General features: G+C 70.3%; 13 protein-coding genes, 1 tRNA gene and 1 pseudogene. 9 read left to right on the top strand and 6 right to left on the bottom strand.

The features are described 5' to 3' along the window. Positions 1-57: 57 nt before the first annotated feature. A complete protein-coding gene (locus KM933_RS14975; RefSeq protein WP_221352270.1) occupies positions 58-1,290 on the top strand; it encodes an MFS transporter in 1,233 nt (410 codons plus the stop codon). Here KM933_RS14975 and KM933_RS14970 read toward each other — a convergent pair. Continuing rightward, entirely contained in the window at positions 1,268-1,633 is a 366-nt protein-coding gene (locus tag KM933_RS14970; protein ID WP_221352268.1) for a PH domain-containing protein, read from the bottom strand. The two genes, KM933_RS14975 and KM933_RS14970, sit on opposite strands and share 23 nt — an antisense overlap. 751 nt (positions 1,634-2,384) lie before the next feature. On the opposite strand from KM933_RS14970, the gene KM933_RS14965 reads away from it, so the two are divergent. Both KM933_RS14965 and KM933_RS14960 read left to right on the top strand, forming a co-directional pair. Further along, positions 2,385-2,732, top strand: a complete 348-nt coding sequence (locus KM933_RS14965; protein ID WP_221352266.1) for a DUF1330 domain-containing protein — start codon at positions 2,385-2,387, stop codon at positions 2,730-2,732. Between the two features lie 385 nt (positions 2,733-3,117). After that, positions 3,118-3,333 carry a DUF6243 family protein gene (locus tag KM933_RS14960; protein WP_221352264.1) on the top strand — a complete coding sequence of 72 codons (216 nt, stop codon included), beginning with the start codon at positions 3,118-3,120 and terminating at the stop codon, positions 3,331-3,333. Positions 3,334-3,650: 317 nt separating this feature from the next. On the opposite strand, the gene KM933_RS14955 is transcribed toward KM933_RS14960, so the two are convergent. After that, complete coding sequence (locus KM933_RS14955) at positions 3,651-3,980, bottom strand: hypothetical protein (protein ID WP_221352262.1); 330 nt, start codon at positions 3,978-3,980, stop codon at positions 3,651-3,653. A gap of 802 nt (positions 3,981-4,782) precedes the next feature. On the opposite strand from KM933_RS14955, the gene KM933_RS14950 reads away from it, so the two are divergent. Continuing rightward, positions 4,783-5,052 (top strand): type II toxin-antitoxin system Phd/YefM family antitoxin, encoded by a 270-nt coding sequence (locus tag KM933_RS14950; protein ID WP_221352260.1) that lies wholly within the window; start codon positions 4,783-4,785, stop codon positions 5,050-5,052. Continuing rightward, complete coding sequence (locus KM933_RS14945) at positions 5,042-5,551, top strand: type II toxin-antitoxin system VapC family toxin (RefSeq protein ID WP_221352258.1); 510 nt, start codon at positions 5,042-5,044, stop codon at positions 5,549-5,551. Before KM933_RS14950 ends, KM933_RS14945 begins: the two co-directional genes overlap by 11 nt. A 78-nt stretch (positions 5,552-5,629) precedes the next feature. Here KM933_RS14945 and KM933_RS14940 read toward each other — a convergent pair. Next, positions 5,630-5,702: transfer RNA gene (locus tag KM933_RS14940), tRNA-Arg, on the bottom strand. Positions 5,703-5,931: 229 nt separating this feature from the next. Next, positions 5,932-6,729, bottom strand: a complete 798-nt coding sequence (locus KM933_RS14935) for an IclR family transcriptional regulator (RefSeq protein WP_221352255.1) — start codon at positions 6,727-6,729, stop codon at positions 5,932-5,934. Between the two features lie 205 nt (positions 6,730-6,934). Here KM933_RS14935 and KM933_RS14930 point away from each other — a divergent pair, with 205 nt between their 5' ends. Then, positions 6,935-8,272, top strand: a complete 1,338-nt coding sequence (locus KM933_RS14930; protein ID WP_221352253.1) for a gluconate:H+ symporter — start codon at positions 6,935-6,937, stop codon at positions 8,270-8,272. A 138-nt stretch (positions 8,273-8,410) separates the two neighbouring features. Further along, complete coding sequence (locus KM933_RS14925) at positions 8,411-9,739, top strand: enolase C-terminal domain-like protein (protein WP_221352251.1); 1,329 nt, start codon at positions 8,411-8,413, stop codon at positions 9,737-9,739. A gap of 203 nt (positions 9,740-9,942) precedes the next feature. Here the strand turns inward: KM933_RS14925 and KM933_RS14920 are convergent, their stop codons facing one another. Further along, positions 9,943-10,728: a TetR/AcrR family transcriptional regulator gene (locus KM933_RS14920; protein ID WP_221352249.1), complete on the bottom strand. Its 786-nt coding sequence runs from the start codon at positions 10,726-10,728 to the stop codon at positions 9,943-9,945. A gap of 124 nt (positions 10,729-10,852) precedes the next feature. Further along, positions 10,853-12,817: an acyl-CoA dehydrogenase family protein gene (locus KM933_RS14915; protein WP_308013399.1), complete on the bottom strand. Its 1,965-nt coding sequence runs from the start codon at positions 12,815-12,817 to the stop codon at positions 10,853-10,855. A gap of 324 nt (positions 12,818-13,141) precedes the next feature. Between KM933_RS14915 and KM933_RS14910 the strand changes: the two are divergent. Together KM933_RS14910 and KM933_RS14905 are read left to right on the top strand one after the other, a co-directional pair. Continuing rightward, positions 13,142-13,807 (top strand): annotated as a pseudogene (locus tag KM933_RS14910) (ScbR family autoregulator-binding transcription factor); the annotation flags it as partial. Between the two features lie 215 nt (positions 13,808-14,022). After that, positions 14,023-15,357 (top strand): cytochrome P450 family protein, encoded by a 1,335-nt coding sequence (locus KM933_RS14905; RefSeq protein ID WP_221352243.1) that lies wholly within the window; start codon positions 14,023-14,025, stop codon positions 15,355-15,357. Positions 15,358-15,362 lie beyond the last annotated feature (5 nt).

The following is a 15,362-nucleotide window of genomic DNA, read 5'->3' as shown; positions in this document are numbered from 1 at the left end:
TTCGCACGGACGCGAAACTCTAACGCCCGCCCCGGCACGGATCCGAGACTCCGGAGCATGCCCACGACGTACAGATCCCTCTTCCGTACAACGGAGTTCACCCCCCTCTTCCTGGCCTCCTCCGCACAGGTGGCGGCCCACACGATGAGCGGTCTCGCGCTCGGCACCCTGGTCTACCGGGCCACGGGCTCCCCCCTCCTGTCGGCCCTGAGCATGTTCGGTCCGTCGCTCGTCCAGGTCCTGGGCGCGACCACGCTCCTGTCGGCGGCCGACCGCCTGCCGCCCCGCGCCACGATGACGGCCACGGCCCTGGTGTTCGCGGCGGGGACGGCGCTCCTGGCGCTCCCGGCCCCGCTCTGGACGCTCTTCGCCCTGGTCCTCGTCCTCGGCCTGGTGGCCTCCCTGGGCGGCGGCGTCCGCTGGGGCCTGCTGAACGAGATCCTCCCCAAGGACGCCTACATCGTGGGCCGTTCGGTCTTCAACATGGCGAACGGCGTCACGCAGATCGCGGGGTACGCCACCGGAGGCGTACTGATCGCGCTCCTGTCGCCGCGCGGCACCCTGCTGACGGCGGCGGCCCTGTACGCGACGGCCGCGGCGGTCGCCCGGTACGGCCTGACCCGCCGCCCGCCGAGAGCGGCGGGCCGCCCGTCCGTACGCGCGACATGGCGCACGAACAGGACCCTCCTCGCCGCGGGCCCGCGCCGTCACCTCTATCTGGCGCTCTGGCTCCCCAACGGCCTGGTCGTCGGCTGCGAGTCCCTCTACGTCCCCTACGCCCCCGACCACGCGGGCCTGCTCTTCGCCTGTGCGGCGCTGGGCATGCTGACCGGGGACGTGGCGGTGGCCCGCTTCGCCGGCCCGGCCCTGCGCCCCCGTCTCGGAGTCCCGCTCCTCCTGCTGCTGGCGGCCCCGTACCTGTTCTTCGTCCTCCACCCGGGCCCGCCCCTGGCGGCGGCCCTGGCGGCCCTGGCGTCGGTCGGCTTCGGCGCGAGCCTCCTCCAGCAGGAGCGCCTCATGGCCCTCACCCCGCCCGAACTGGCGGGCCACGCGCTGGGTCTGCACTCGTCCGGCATGCTGGCGACGCAGGGACTGGCCGCGGCACTGGCGGGCGCGACGGCCCAGCTCACGTCACCGGCGACGGCGACGACGATCATGGCGGCGGCATCGACGGCGGTCACACTGGCCCTGGCACGGGGCCTGAGACCGACGACCCCCCGCCCCTCCGCACCCGCCGTGCCTGACGGACCCACCGCGCCTACCGGGCCTACCGGGCGACGAACTGGGTGAGGATCGCCTGGACCTCGTAGATGTCGACGCCCTTGGTGAAGGTCTTCTCGATGGGCGCGGGCGTGCCGGAGATCCAGATCTTCAGCTCGGCGTCGAGATCGAAGGTCCCGGCGGTCTCGACGGAGAAGTGCGTGATGCTGCGGTACGGGACGGAGTGGTACTCCGTCTTCTTGCCGGTGATGCCCTGCTTGTCGACCAGGATGAGACGCCGGTCGGTGAACAGGATGGTGTCGCGGATCAACTGGAAGGCGGCGTGCACCTGCTCGCTGTGCCCGAGCAGCCGTGCGTAGTCGTGCTGGGCCTTCGCCGGGTCGACAGTGTGGGCATTGCCGAACAGTGCCATGAGAACCCCCAGGGGATACGTGAGTCCCCCGAGCCTCGCACCGCGCTCCACGGAAGACAAAGCCCTGTTCCCGGACTGTCCAGAGGCCGCGACACCTTGGTGACGCGGCCTCCACCGAGTCCTGTGCGGAGGCGGCTCACAGGTGGCCGCACGGTGCGGCCGAAGTTCCCGAGGTCCCCGAGATCCCCGAGGTCACCGGTCGGGGCGGGGTTACAGCAGCCTGACGATCAGGGGCAGCGCCGCCGTGACGAGGCTGGCGAGTGCGGTGATCAGCGCCGCACTGCTCGTGATCCGGTCAGGCTGCCATCGAGCTCGCGTGCCCGGACATGGTGTACAGTTTCGCTCGTTGGTCCCCTCGGTGTGTGGCGAATCTTGAATTCGTGACGCGCTGTGGCGGACAATGCTGCTTGTCCGGGTGGGGTTGGGTCTCAACTTGAGCTCCCCTCGGTCAGCCGTGCGGCACGCTTGTCTCTTCGCGGAGCGCGTGCCTCACGGCCATTTGTGTATAGGGGATCCTACAAGAAGCTGGTGTGGTCCTTGAGTCGGCCCACCGAAGCCGATGAGACCAATTTCAGCCGTGCTGCGACAGCCCGCTCTCCTATCTCCACCTGCGCGAGCACTTGGAATCGCCGGTCCGCAGTGCGGCCGGGATGGTCCGCTCACCTGTCAGGTCATCGACCCCGGTGCGCCGGCATGCCACGCTCCCGGCATACGGAACCCGACCGACTGACTGACTGACCGGAAGGACACCATGCCCGCCTACGTCATAGCCCACCTGCAAGAGGCCGCCCCGCACCCGGAGATCGTCGAGTACATGGAGCGCATCCCCGCCACCTTCGAGCCGTACGGCGGACGCTTCCTCGTGCACGCCACGCAGCACGAGGTGAAGGAGGGCGACTGGCCCGGGCACGTCGTGATGATCGGCTTCCCCGGCATCACCGAGGCGCGGGCCTGGTGGGACTCCCCCGGCTACCAGGAGATCGCGCCGCTGCGCTCACGGCACATCGAGGGCGACATCATCCTGGTCGAGGGCGTCCCGGAGGGCTACACCCCGACCGCCGCCGCAAAGGCGATGGAAGAGACCCTGCCTGCCGAGTAGCCTCCCGCGCCGGGTCCGGCCGGACCCGGCAACCCACGGGGGAAGCGCGGGAAGCGGGTGAGGTGACGGAGTGCGACAGGGGTACGCCGACGCCCGCCTGCCCGCCCGCCCGGCCGACGACCTCGGCCTGTTCCGGACGGAGGGCGGCGACACCGCACCGACCTTCCCGCTGCTGCGACGCTTGACCAGGGCTAGCTGTATTGAGCCCCAGCGGCGAAAAGGTTGGTGCGCGGAGCCGACGGAACCGGGTAACGTCCTTGGCATGTTCTTCCAGACGCCGATTTACGAGTGAGAGCGTGACGGGCCGCTGCCGACGTCCTTCGACGCCGCCGCCCGTCCCCCACCGACGAATCCGTAGATCACTTCACCATCACCGGGAGAACCCATGACCGTGAGCAAGAACATCAACAACCCCGTGGGCCAGGGCGGCGGCCAGCGCAAGAAGCAGTCCCGCGCCGAACGGCAGAACAACGGCCCGTACCGCAACCGCGACCGCCAGGGCGCAGCCGACCAGAAGGCGGAGCTGGTGCGCAAGATGCGCGAGAAGACAGCCGCGGCCGAGGCCGCGGGGGAGACGGCCGACGACAGCGCACAGAGCTGACGCACCGCCGCCGCAGGGCGGCACAGCAACGGACAGGGCCCGGACCGCGCCTCGCGGCCCGGGCCCACTGGCGTATGCCCTATCGGTGTCATCGGTGTCATCGGTGTCATCGGTGTCATCGGTGTCAGCGGTGTCATCGGGGGATGTCAGAAGCCTGGGGCTCCGATGCGCCGATGACGCGTCGGCGGCCGTCCTTGTCCGCTGGTGCGTGTCGGCTTCGGCACACAGCCGGACGCGCACCTGGTTGGACCCACACCCTGCGGTGATTGGTCTTGCGCTGCACCGACGAGAGCTCTTGCCGCTGAGCGCGACCGGCCTCACCACCCGCAATCGATGTCCCCCGATCCCCCGCTGACGATCGGGTCGGTGCTCGTGCCGTTGATCTCCAGATCACCGCCGTCCCGCCCCCAGTCCAACTCGTATGTGCCTGCGGCGACGGGCCGGTAGCCGTCATCGACCGCCCAGGATCCCGCCTCGCTCAGGGCCAGGCCGGTGTGCTCCACCGCGTAGGCCTCGCCGGCGCCACTCATGAGGAAGGACGTCTCGCGCACCACTGCCGTGCAGCCTCCCGGCCCCGAGGGACGCAGTACGTGGTACTCCGCGCCCGAGATCAGATCGTCCGCCGCTCCCCCCGCGGTGCCGAACACCGCTGCGGCGATCAGCAGACGATTGCCCAGCGGTGCCCATACGGCTTGCTTCCGCGGGAGTCTCGCAGGACCCGCTGGGCGATTCGCAGGGGCGAGTGCCCACCGAAGGGCGAGCGACATGACGAGGAGCCCTGCACTCACTCCCCACCCGGGGACCACCCGCCCCTGCACGACCAGCAAGAGGTTGCTCCAGCTCCCCACCGCGGCGACGACCAGAGCGCCGGCGCCCGCTGCCGTGGAGAAAGCGGGGGACAACCTCATGCTGCGCTGTGCACGTATTCCGGTCACGGCGAGTACGACTCCCTCGACGGGCCAACAGTTGCGGTGCGAGACCGGAGCACACCTGTCTGCCTGCGGCGCCAAGTGCGCATCGAAGGACCCCGAAGCTCTGGAGCCGCTTCCTCGACGAGACCCGCGTCGCCGGGTCCGCCGGATCCGCCCGGGCTGCGCGTGGTTCGGCTGCATGACGCCTGACACGGTACGACCGCCCTCCTGACAGCGGCCGGAGTCACTCTCTCCCTCCCCGCATCGTGATGGAGCTCCTCGGCCACAGCCAGATCAACATCACGAGCGCGGCCCGACTGCTGTCGTCGGCTGGCGCGACGGCCGGCGGGAGTCGCTGGTGTGCATCCCCGTCCGAAGTCGTTGATGTCAGTTGTGGATGTCAGATGCCCTCTCATCTGTGGCTCCAGCCGGATCGATCAGCGAAGGCCGTACCTGGCCGCCACAGCCGAAGGTTTGTCGGCGCAAGGCTTCGGCCGTCATGTGTCACCTGGTAGCACCCGGTGCTACCTTGGTCGGTATGAGCGTTCAGCCCGAAATTACCCAACGGGATCTACGCAGCCGGTCCCGAGAGATCATGGATGCGATACAGGGTGGTCAGTCGTTTACCGTCACCCGCGACGGACATGCGATCGGCCAACTCGTCCCGCTGCGTCGACGTCGTCGGTTCGTCTCCCGCCAGGAGTTCGCCGCGATGTCCGGGACCGCCCCCGGCATCGACCTTGACAGGTTCCGCGCCGATCAGGACGCCGCGGTCGACACCTACCCGGGCGATCCCTATGACCGTTGACCGCTCGACGCATCAGCAGGGCCTCCTTGACACCAACATCATGATTCTGCGCCACTGGGTGGCCCCCGAGGAGCTACCGGACGAAATGGCGATCACCGCCATCACCTTGGCCGAGTTGTCCGCCGGTCCGCACGAGGTCCGTCGCAACGACGAACAGAGCAATTACGACGAACACGTCGAACGCGCCCGTAGGCTCGACGTCCTGCAACGCGCCGAGAACGAGTTCGACCCCATCCCCTTCGACGCCGAAGCGGCACGCATCTACGGCCGTATCTGTGCCGCAGTGATCAGCGCCGGCCGCAAGCCACGCCGTCGGGTGGCCGACCTGATGATCGCTGCCATCGCCGTGGCTGAGAACCTTCCCCTCTTCACCACCAACCCCGACGACTTCAAAGGGCTGGATGACCTCCTCACCGTCGTGCCGGTCACTCGCCCGAGGATGCCCCACGAAGGCTCACGGCGAGACACTGGTGAGGTGGGAGCGCACCGGACCCAATAGTCCGCGCGTGCAGGGATGTGAACATGCAGCAGGGCCGGTTCGAAGGGATCAATCCCTTCGAACCGGCCCTGTGTCGTGTGCCCCCGGCAGGATTCGAACCTGCGACACCCGCTTTAGGAGAGCGGTGCTCTATCCCCTGAGCTACGAAGGCGTGAGCGTGAGCGTGGTGGTTGCTGCGGTGGCCGCAGTGTCTGCCAGGAACGCTCGGGTCACAGCGTACCGGATCGAGGGTGGGCCGGTGCGGGGGTATGGGGTGGGCGTGGGGGTGGCCCCGGTCGAGGGGGGTGTGGCTCGGTCGAGGGTCGGTGGGTCGAGCGAGCGGGTGGCTGCGTGGGTTTCGGTGCGGCGCGCGGGGCGGCCCTTCGGGGTGCCGGTGGTTCTCATCGCCAGTCCGGTGATCCCGGTGCCGAGGGGAGCGCGTTCTCGATCTTTGTTCTCGTCTCCTGCATCACCGCGATCACCCGGGTCTCGTGCGAAGGGGTCAGGCGGGAGACCGGGATCGAGCAGCTGATGGCATCCGTGGGCAGGGAGTCGTAACGCAGGGCGAAGCCGAAGCCCGCTATGCCCTGCACCGTTTCCTCGTGGTCCGTCGAGTAGCCGCGCGCCCGTACGTGCGCCAGGTCGGCGAGCAGGGTCGTCCGGGTGGTGTGCGTGTTGGCCGTCAGGGCCGGCAGGGGGTCGGGTGGGAGCGGGAGTTCGTGCGCCGGGCGTTCCGCCAGCAGTGCCTTGCCCAGTGCGCCCGCGTGGGCCGGGACGCGGCGGCCGACCCTGCTGATCGTCCGCAGGTACTCATGGGACTCGCGGGTCGCCAGGTACACCACGTCCGGGCCGTCGAGCCGTGCCAGGTGGATCGTCTCGCCGAGCGCGTCCGACGCCTCGTCGAGGTAGGGGCGCACCACGCGGACGTGCGGGTCGCTGTCCAGGTAGCTCGTGCCCGTCAGCAGCGCGCGGATGCCGATGCCGTAGAGGGACCCGGTCGTGTCGGAGCGTACCCAGCCGCTCTCGATCAGGGTCTGCAGCAGCTGGTACATGCTGCTGCGCGGTACGCCCAGTTCCTCGGCCAGTTCGTCCAGACGGGCCGGGCGGTCGCCGCGGACGGCGAGCAGTTCCAGCAGGGCGACCGTGCGGGCCGCCGATTTCACCCCGCGTACTCCGCGGACCCCGCTGCTCTCCGGCATGGCCTCATCGTAGATCCGCGGTGTCGCACCCATTGACCGCTTCCGGTGCGGCGACCTAACCTCCGTTCTCATACGTGTACGTCATCTGCATATGGAGATGAGGAATGACCACTCCCTGACGCGCCCCTCCGTTCGTACGCCGCCCGGTGCGCGCCCACGGACAGCAGCACCGCAGCACCGCCTCCACGGTTCAAAGGAGAACCGCATGCCTCTGCTCGTAGTCGGGATCAGCGTTCTGGTGCTGCTGTTCCTGATGACCCGGACGAAACTCAACGGCTTCGCCGCGCTGCTGCTCGTGGCGGTGGGCGTCGCCCTCGTCCAGGGCATTCCGGTGGCCGACATCCCGGACGTCCTCTCGGAGGGCATCGGGGGTCAGATCGGCGACACGATGCTCGTCATCGGGCTCGGTGCCATGGTCGGCCGGGTGATGGGGGACTCCGGCGCCGCCCAGCGGATAGCCGGCACGCTGCTGGACGCCTTCGGGCCGCGCTGGGTCCAGGTCGCCATGGTGGTCACGTCGATGCTGATCGGCGTGACCATGTTCTACGAGGTCGCGTTCGTCATCATCGTGCCCATCGCGTTCACGCTCGTCCGGGTCACCGGGGCGAAGCTGCTCTGGGTCGGCCTGCCGATGTCGATCTCCCTGTCCACGATGCACAGCTTCCTGCCGCCGCACCCCGGTCCCACCGCGGTGGCCGCCACCTTCCACGCCTCCGTCGGGCACACCCTGTTCTACGGCCTGTTCATCGCCGTTCCGGCGGGCGCGCTCGTCGCGCTGCTGTGGCCGCGGCTGCCGTTCGTCAGGGCGATGGACCCGTCGATCCCCAAGGGACTGGTCGGCGAGCGCGAGTTCGAGGACGGGGAGATGCCGGGCCTCGGCTGGTCGTTGTCCGTGGCGCTCTTCCCCGTCGTGCTCATCGCGGGCGCCGCGGTGGTCGACATGACGGCCTCGGGCGACAGCCCCTTCCTGCACTTCGTCGCCTTCATCGGCTCCGCGCCGATCGCGCTCATGCTGACCCTGCTCCTCGCGATCTGGGCCTTCGGGCCGCGCATCGGCCGCAGCCTGGCCGACGTCAACGCCTCCTGCACCTCCGCCGCCCAGTCCATGGCGATGATCCTCCTCGTGATCGGTGCGGGCGGCGCCTTCAAGAACGTCCTCGTCGAGGGCGGTATCTCCGACTACATCAAGGACGCCACCGACGGCTGGTCCATCTCGCCGATCGTCCTGGCGTGGCTCATCGCCGTCATCCTGCGCGTCGCGCTCGGGTCGGCGACCGTCGCCGTCGTCACAGCCTCCGGCGTGGTGCTGCCGCTCCTCGCCGGAAGCGGGATCCACCCCGAGATCATGGTGCTCGCCGTCTCCTGCGGATCGATCGCCTTCTCCCATGTCAACGACCCCGGCTTCTGGCTGTTCAAGGAGTACTTCAACCTCTCCGTCGTCGAAGCGATCAAGGTGCGTACCACCTATACGACGGTCCTCGCGGTCCTCGGCCTGGGCGGTGTCCTGGCGCTGGAGTGGACGCTCGACCTCCTCGGCCTGTGAAGCCTTCGTGACCGACGGCCGACGGCCGACGGCCGGTGACCGGTGACCGGTGAGCGCCGGCAACCGGTCCCGGTCCCGGTCCCGAACCGCCCCTCCCCACCCCTCCCCGCCCCTCCTCAGTCAAGGACTCCGATACGTATGAGCCAGCCGACCGTCACCGAGTTCGCCGTCCACCCCGTCGCCGGCCGCGACAGCATGGAGCTGAACCTTTCCGGCGCGCACGGCCCCTACTTCACCCGGAACGTCGTGGTCCTCAAGGACTCCGAGGGCCGTACGGGGCTGGGGGAGGTGCCCGGCGGCGAGAAGATCACCCAGACTCTGCGGGACGCCGAGTCCCTGGTCGTCGGGGCGAAGTTGGGCGACTACAAGCGGGTCCTGCGTGCGATCGGGGACCGCTTCGCCGACCGGGACGCGGGCGGTCGCGGCGCCCAGACCTTCGACCTGCGCACCACCGTGCACGCCGTCACGGCCGTCGAGTCGGGGCTGCTCGACCTGCTGGGCCAGCACCTGGACGTACCGGTCGCCGCGCTCCTGGGCGACGGACAGCAGCGCTCGTCCGTACGGGTCCTGGGCTACCTCTTCTACGTCGGCGACCCCGGCCGCACCGATCTGGAGTACGTCCGTGAGCCCGACTCGGACGTCGACTGGTACCGCGTCCGGCACGAGGAGGCGCTGACGCCCGAGGCGATCGTCCGGCAGGCCGAGACCGCGTACGACCTCTACGGCTTCCGGGACTTCAAGCTCAAGGGCGGTGTCCTGGCGGGTCCGGAGGAGGTGGAAGCCGTACGGGCGCTCAAAGGGCGCTTCCCGGAGGCGCGGATCACCCTGGACCCGAACGGGGCGTGGTCGCTGCGCGAGGCCATCGAGCTGTGCAGGCCGCTCGTCGGGACGCTCGCCTACGCCGAGGACCCCTGCGGGGCGGAGGACGGCTACTCGGGGCGGGAGGTCCTGGCGGAGTTCCGGCGGGCGACCGGGCTGCCGACGGCCACGAACATGGTCGCCACGGACTGGCGGCAGCTGACGCACGCGCTGGCGCTCCAGTCGGTCTCCATACCGCTGGCCGACCCGCACTTCTGGACGATGCAGGGGTCCGTGCGGGTGGCCCAGCTCTGCAACGCGATGGGGCTGACCTGGGGCTGTCACTCCAACAACCACTTCGACATCTCGCTGGCCATGGTGACGCACTGCGGGGCGGCCGCGCCGGGGGAGTACAACGCGCTGGACACCCACTGGATCTGGCAGGAAGGGCTGGAGCGGCTCACTGTCGCGCCGCCCCGCATCGTGGACGGGGAGATCGCCCTGCCCGACGCGCCGGGGCTGGGGGTGCGGCTGGACGTGGAGCGGTTGCAGGCGGCGCACGAGCTGTATCTGGAGAAGGGGCTGGGGGGCCGGGACGACGCGGTGGGGATGCGGTATCTGGTGCCGGGGTGGCGGTTCGACGCCGGGCGGCCGTGTCTGGTGCGGTAACCCTCCGGGGGTCGGGGGAGGGGGTAAGCCTGTGGGTGTGGGTGTGGGTGTGGGTGTGGGTGTGGGTGTGGGTGTGGGAAGGGCTGGTTGCGCAGTTCCCCGCTCCCCTGAAAAGCGGGGCCGCGCCCCGGCTTTTCGTCGTGCGCGGTCCGGAGGGGCCGCGCGCCGCACACCCGCGACCGTCCGGCGGGACCCGGTGGCGTTCAGCCCGTGACGCGTGTCGCCAGGCCGTCCAGGACTCGGGCCAGGCCGTATTCGAAGCCCTCCTCCCGGGTCTTCGCGGGGTCCTTCTCGCGCTGCCCGGCGTACCCGTCGCGCAAGTGCGGGTACGCCCGGACCGCCTCCTCCGCCGCGGGCCACAGTCCGCTCACGTACTCCTGCTCGCTCTGCCCGCTGCGGGCCAGCACGGTCAGCCACGCGGCCTCGCTCGTCGCCGTGCCGGTGACGTACGCGACGACCGTCGTCCCCGCGGGATCCGCCTCGGCCGCGGGGAATCCCGCCCGCGTCAGAACGGTGAGCAGCGTCTCCGACATGCGCATCGCGTTCGGCCCGAGGTAGGACATGCCCATCTCGCCGAGCACCGAGGCGATCCAGGGGTGGCGCAGCATCGTCGCGCGCAGGCTCCTGGCGCACCGGGCCACGTCGTCGCGCCAGCGCGCCGGGTCCCCCGAGTCCGGTACCTCGATCTCCCCGTAGATCTCGTCCACGGCCAGCTCGATCAGCTCGTCCTTGTTGGCCACGTGCCGGTACAGCGAGGTGGCGCCCGCGCCGAGCCGGGAGCCGAGCTTGCGCATGCTCAGCGCGTCGATGCCCTCGGCGTCGAGCAGCCGGACGGCCTGCGAGACGATCTGCTCCCGGCTCAGCGCGGGTTGCTCCCGCTTGCCCTGCGGCCTGGTCCACACCGACCGGACGGGCGACTTCTGCCGCTCCTGCCCCGGTTCCTGCTCCGGTTCCTGCTGCTCCTGCTTCGGCTGCTTCTGCGTGGGCATGGCAGACGGCACTCCTGCTCTGTGATCCGTCGACGACAGGACTCGTGTCCGTACCTGTGTGCGTACACCTTACGCACGCAGCGTACGCTGTTCTCCAAGGGGGAGGGTGGGCGAGCGCCCGGTGTCAGCAGACCGCCGGTTCGGAGGCCGGCCGGGAAGCCGGGCCGACTGCCTCCCCGTGCGCGGGCTCCTCCGCCGCCGTCACCGTCCCGCCCACGTACCTCCCGCTCGCGATCGGGATGTTCGACAGCACCTCCGCCGGCAGGTCGAACGCGTCGACCAGCGTCATCAGATGCGGTGCGAGGTCCGCCACCACCGTGTCGACGGCCTTGGGCAGGGCCCGTACGTGGTCGGGGGTGAGTCGGCCCTCGGCGAGCAGGTCGCCGGTGTGCCCGCCGAGCTGCTTGAGCAGGAAGAGCCGGCACAGGTTCCGCATCAGGTGCGCGGCCCGGGGATCCGTGGTGCGGGCGGTCGCGGCCAGGAACGCGTCGGCGGCCTGGAGGCGGGCGTGTGCGGAGACCATTTCGAGGGCGGCGTCCGAGGTGGCGTTCCAGCGGCCGACCGGGTCGCCCGAGGGGCCCTCGCGCAGGGCGGTGCGGGCCCGGTCCTGCCAGATCGCCTCCACGTCGGCCAACAGGTCCCGGAGGAAAGGGGGGTCGGTGAGGACCCGGCCCTCGGGGCCGCCCGTTCCGTCGCCCGTTCCGGCGCGGGATCCGTTGTCGGGGGCGGAGTTGGCGGCGGGCCCGTTGCCGGCACCGGTGCCAGTGCCGGCCGCGGACCGGGTCACCTGGTGGCCGAAGATCATCTCCGCGGCCGCCTTCACCCAGATCACCAGGTTGTCGCCCTCGGCGGTGATGCCGCCTTCGATGTTGAGCGGGAGGTCGGCCAGGCCGTTGGCCGGGAACAGGCCCTGCGCGCCGCACCGTTCGCGGCACTCGGTGGTGATCGCGCGCGCCTGCCACGTGATCCAGCCCTTCGCCACGGCCACCTCACGCTCCATCTCCTCCCGCTCCTGCGGGCCCCCGTCGGCACGGGTCGCGAAACGGTGCACCGTCGACCGGTGTAGGAACGTCATCGCGTACGCCGTGGCCAGCGAGTCCAGCAGCCGCCCGTGGTGACTGCGGTGGGCGGCCAGCGGGATGCGCTCGCCCGCCCTCGGGCCGGCCACGAAGCGGCTGTGGGCGTAGCGCACCGCGATCGTCAGCGCCGCGCGGGACATGCCGAGCGTGCCGGCGCTCATGCAGAGCTTGCCCATGGTGACGCGGTTGATGGAGCGCAGGAGCCGCTTGCGCCTGTTGCCCAGGCTGCTGGTCAGCGTGCCGTCGTCGGACAGCCGTCCGTGCTCGGCCTCCAGCAGCGCCTCGCGCGGCAGCCACACCTGGTCGAAGGAGGTGAGGCAGTGGTCGACCGGGGTGCCGGTGCGCAGGGGCAGCCGGCGGACCCGGACGCCGGGGAGGTGGCCGGTCTCGTCGCTGAGCGGGGTCAGGAAGAGGAAGGACCCCTGGTCCTCGCCGTCGACGACGAGGCGTGCCGCGACCACGGCCGTCTTGGGGCCGCCGGTCAGGCTGGTGTTGGGCATGAACTTCTGCGCGCCCTCGGTGGGGGTGGTCAGGCGGAACCCGCCCGTCGCGCGGTCGAACACCGCGACCGTCTCCATCGACGCCACGTCGTTGCCGTGCTCCAACTCCGTGCACAGAAACGTTCCTGTACTCCTCAGAGAGGTGAAGGACGACACGTCTCTTTCCCGGCCGCCGTCATGGTCGAGGATGCTGCCGAGGAAGAGGTTGTAGTGGATGCTCGCGAGGGTGGTCAGCCCGCCGTCCACCGGTCCCGTCCACTCGTGCAGACCCGCCAGGCGGTACGGATCGGTCGCCAGTTCCACCGGGTCGCCCGCCGCCTCGTTCAGCAGCCGCAGCCGCTCGTACGACAGGGCCGTACGCTCCTGCGGCGGCAGGTCCGGGCGGTAGGCGAACTCCTTGCCGCAGACGAGCCTGCGCCAGGCCCCGTGGACACGCTCGCGGTCGGCACCCTCGAAGAGGAGCCGGGCCAGTTCTTCGGCGACGGGGTGGCTCTTCGTGTGTGCGGGCACGGCTATCGAACTCCCCGGAGTGTGGGACCGTCGGATGCGGACCATTGCCCAACGAAGATACGTACCAACCGGTTTTGTTATCAAGGTGCCTGCGGGGCGTAAGGGGCTTACTGGGGTTCTCCAAGGTGCACGAAGGGGGCCGGGAAGGGCTTCAAGGGTGATATCGGCGCATTGACGCGGTCCGGCGGGGTGCGACCGGTGTGCCGTGGGTGAATCCTTGAGAAACCGTTCGGCTGGTTTTATTCTGAGCCGCGAGGTCGACGGCGTACGGTACAGACCTCTTGGTCTCTTTTCCCGGTGGGCGGGATGGTACGGAGGTTCCCCGTGGCGCGGCAAGAGCGAGCCATCCGGACGCGGCGCGCGATCCTCGTCGCGGCGGCCGAGGTGTTCGACGAGGTCGGGTACGAAGCGGCGACCATCGCGGACGTCCTCAAGAAGTCGGGCATGACCAAAGGTGCCCTCTACTTCCACTTCACGTCCAAGGAGGAGCTCGCCCAGGCGGTTCTCGCGGAACAGGTCGAGTCCCTGCCCCGCGTGCCCGAGCAGGAGCTGAAGCTCCAGGAGTCGCTGGACGAGGCGCTGCTGCTCTCCTACCTCCTCAAGCAGGACACCGGGGACCCCATCGTCCAGGGCAGTGTGCGGCTGACCGTCGACCAGGGCTCCCCCCGGGACCGTCTCAACCGGCGGGTGCCGATGCGGGCCTGGCAGGACCACACCCACGCCCTCTTCCAGGAGGCCAAGGCCAAGGGCGAGGTGCTGCCGCACGCCGACGTGGACGCGCTGGCCAAGCTGTTCGTCGGCGCCTTCACCGGCGTGCAGGTGCTGTCGCGCATCATGACGGGCCGCGCGGACCTGGCGGAGCGGGTGGCCGATCTCTACCGGCACCTGATGCCCGCGATCGCGGTGCCGGGCGTCCTCGTACGGCTGGACTTCTCGGCGGAACGGGCCTCCCGTGTCTACGCGGAGGCCATGCGCCTGCGCGACGCGGAGGGCGGGACCGGGGTGGAGGGCGGGACCGGGGACGAGGTGCCTCCGGAGAGGGCCGGGGGGCGGGAGCGGACACGGTCGTCGGCGGACTCGATGAGACCCGCGAAGGCCGTGGAGTCCGCGAAGGCCATGGAGTCCGTGGCGTCCGTGACCGTCACCCAGTGAGACGCCCCCGTGTCGGCGGGGCGCGCGTACGACCTACCGAACGGAGTGCACGGATGGACATGCCCGCTTGCCCGTACGCGTTGGACGTGACGGGCCGCGACCTCGCCTCGGAGGCCGAGGAACTGCGCTCGCGGGGGCCCGCGGCCCGGGTGGAGCTGCCGGGCAAGGTGATGGCCTGGGCCGTCGTACGGCAGAAGTACGTCAAGCGGCTCCTGCTCGATCCCCGCGTCTCCAAGGACGCGCGGCAGCACTGGCCCGCCTTCGTCGACGGGCGGATAGACGCCGAGTGGCCGCTGTATCCGTGGGTCGCCAACGAGAACATGCTGTTCGCCTACGGGGAGCACCACGCCCGGCTGCGGCGGCTGGTCGCGGGCGCGTTCACCGTACGCCGGAGCGAGGCCCTGCGGCCGCGGGTCGAGGAGATCACCACCGCGCTGCTGGACGGACTGGCCGCCCGCCCGGCCGGTGAACGGGTCGATCTGCGGGCCGAGTTCGCCAAGTTGCTGCCGATGCGGGTGATCTGTGAACTGTTCGGAGTGACGGAGGAGGCGCGCGAACCCCTCTGCACCGCTCTGGAGCTGGTGTTCGGCACGGCGGTGCCCGCCAGTGAGATGGCCGCCGCGCAGGTCGAGGTCTTCGGGATGCTGGCGCGCCTCGTCGCCGAGAAGCGGGCCCGCCCCGGCAGTGATCTGACGTCCGCGTTGATCGAGGCCCGCGACCAGGACGGCGGACTCTCCGAGCAGGAACTCCTCGGCACCCTCTACCTGATGATCGCCGCGGGGCAGGAGACGACCTGCACGCTCATCACCAACGCCGTCGGGGCCCTGCTCTCGCACCCGGAGCAACTGGCCCACGTACGGGAGGGCCGGGCGTCCTGGGCGGACGTGGTCGACGAGACGCTGCGGGTGCACAGCCCGGCGGCGTACTCCCCGATGCGGTTCGCGGTGGACGACATCGTGCTGGGGGACGACCGGCCGGCCGAGGGCACACCCGGTGGGGCCGAAGGTGTGGCGGGTGCGGCCGAAGGCGTGGCCGGTGCGGTCGGTGGTGCGTCCGGCGCGGAGGGCGGGCGGAGCGGTGGCGTGGTGATCCGGAAGGGTGACCCCATCCTCGTCTCCTTCGCCGCCGCGACCTCGGACCCCGAGGCGTACGGGGACGACGTCGCCGTGTTCGATCTGCTGCGGCCGGGCCGACGCGACGACCTGGCCTTCGGGTACGGGGCGCACCGGTGCCTGGGAGCGCCGCTCGCACGGATCGAGGCGGGCGTCGCGCTGGCCGGGCTGTTCGACCGTTTTCCCGAACTTTCCCTGGCCGTACCGGTGGACGGGATCAAGCCCGTGGAGTCCTTCATCGTCAACGGCCTCAGCTCACTGCCGGTGGTTCTGTAGAAACC

The organism is Streptomyces beigongshangae (genome assembly GCF_019710745.1).
GTDB classification, from domain to species: domain Bacteria; phylum Actinomycetota; class Actinomycetes; order Streptomycetales; family Streptomycetaceae; genus Streptomyces; species Streptomyces beigongshangae.
Note: the sequence above shows the minus strand (reverse complement) of the source record. Positions and strands in the feature narration are given on the sequence as shown.

Bases quoted from the DNA above. Each gene is read 5' to 3' on its own strand.
- KM933_RS14975 (WP_221352270.1), top strand. From the start codon at position 58: ATGCCCACGACGTACAGATCCCTCTTCCGTACAACGGAGTTCACCCCC.
- KM933_RS14970 (WP_221352268.1), bottom strand. From the start codon at position 1,633: ATGGCACTGTTCGGCAATGCCCACACTGTCGACCCGGCGAAGGCCCAG.
- KM933_RS14965 (WP_221352266.1), top strand. From the start codon at position 2,385: ATGCCCGCCTACGTCATAGCCCACCTGCAAGAGGCCGCCCCGCACCCG.
- KM933_RS14960 (WP_221352264.1), top strand. From the start codon at position 3,118: ATGACCGTGAGCAAGAACATCAACAACCCCGTGGGCCAGGGCGGCGGC.
- KM933_RS14950 (WP_221352260.1), top strand. From the start codon at position 4,783: ATGAGCGTTCAGCCCGAAATTACCCAACGGGATCTACGCAGCCGGTCC.
- KM933_RS14945 (WP_221352258.1), top strand. From the start codon at position 5,042: ATGACCGTTGACCGCTCGACGCATCAGCAGGGCCTCCTTGACACCAAC.
- KM933_RS14935 (WP_221352255.1), bottom strand. From the start codon at position 6,729: ATGCCGGAGAGCAGCGGGGTCCGCGGAGTACGCGGGGTGAAATCGGCG.
- KM933_RS14930 (WP_221352253.1), top strand. From the start codon at position 6,935: ATGCCTCTGCTCGTAGTCGGGATCAGCGTTCTGGTGCTGCTGTTCCTG.
- KM933_RS14925 (WP_221352251.1), top strand. From the start codon at position 8,411: ATGAGCCAGCCGACCGTCACCGAGTTCGCCGTCCACCCCGTCGCCGGC.
- KM933_RS14920 (WP_221352249.1), bottom strand. From the start codon at position 10,728: ATGCCCACGCAGAAGCAGCCGAAGCAGGAGCAGCAGGAACCGGAGCAG.
- KM933_RS14905 (WP_221352243.1), top strand. From the start codon at position 14,023: ATGGACATGCCCGCTTGCCCGTACGCGTTGGACGTGACGGGCCGCGAC.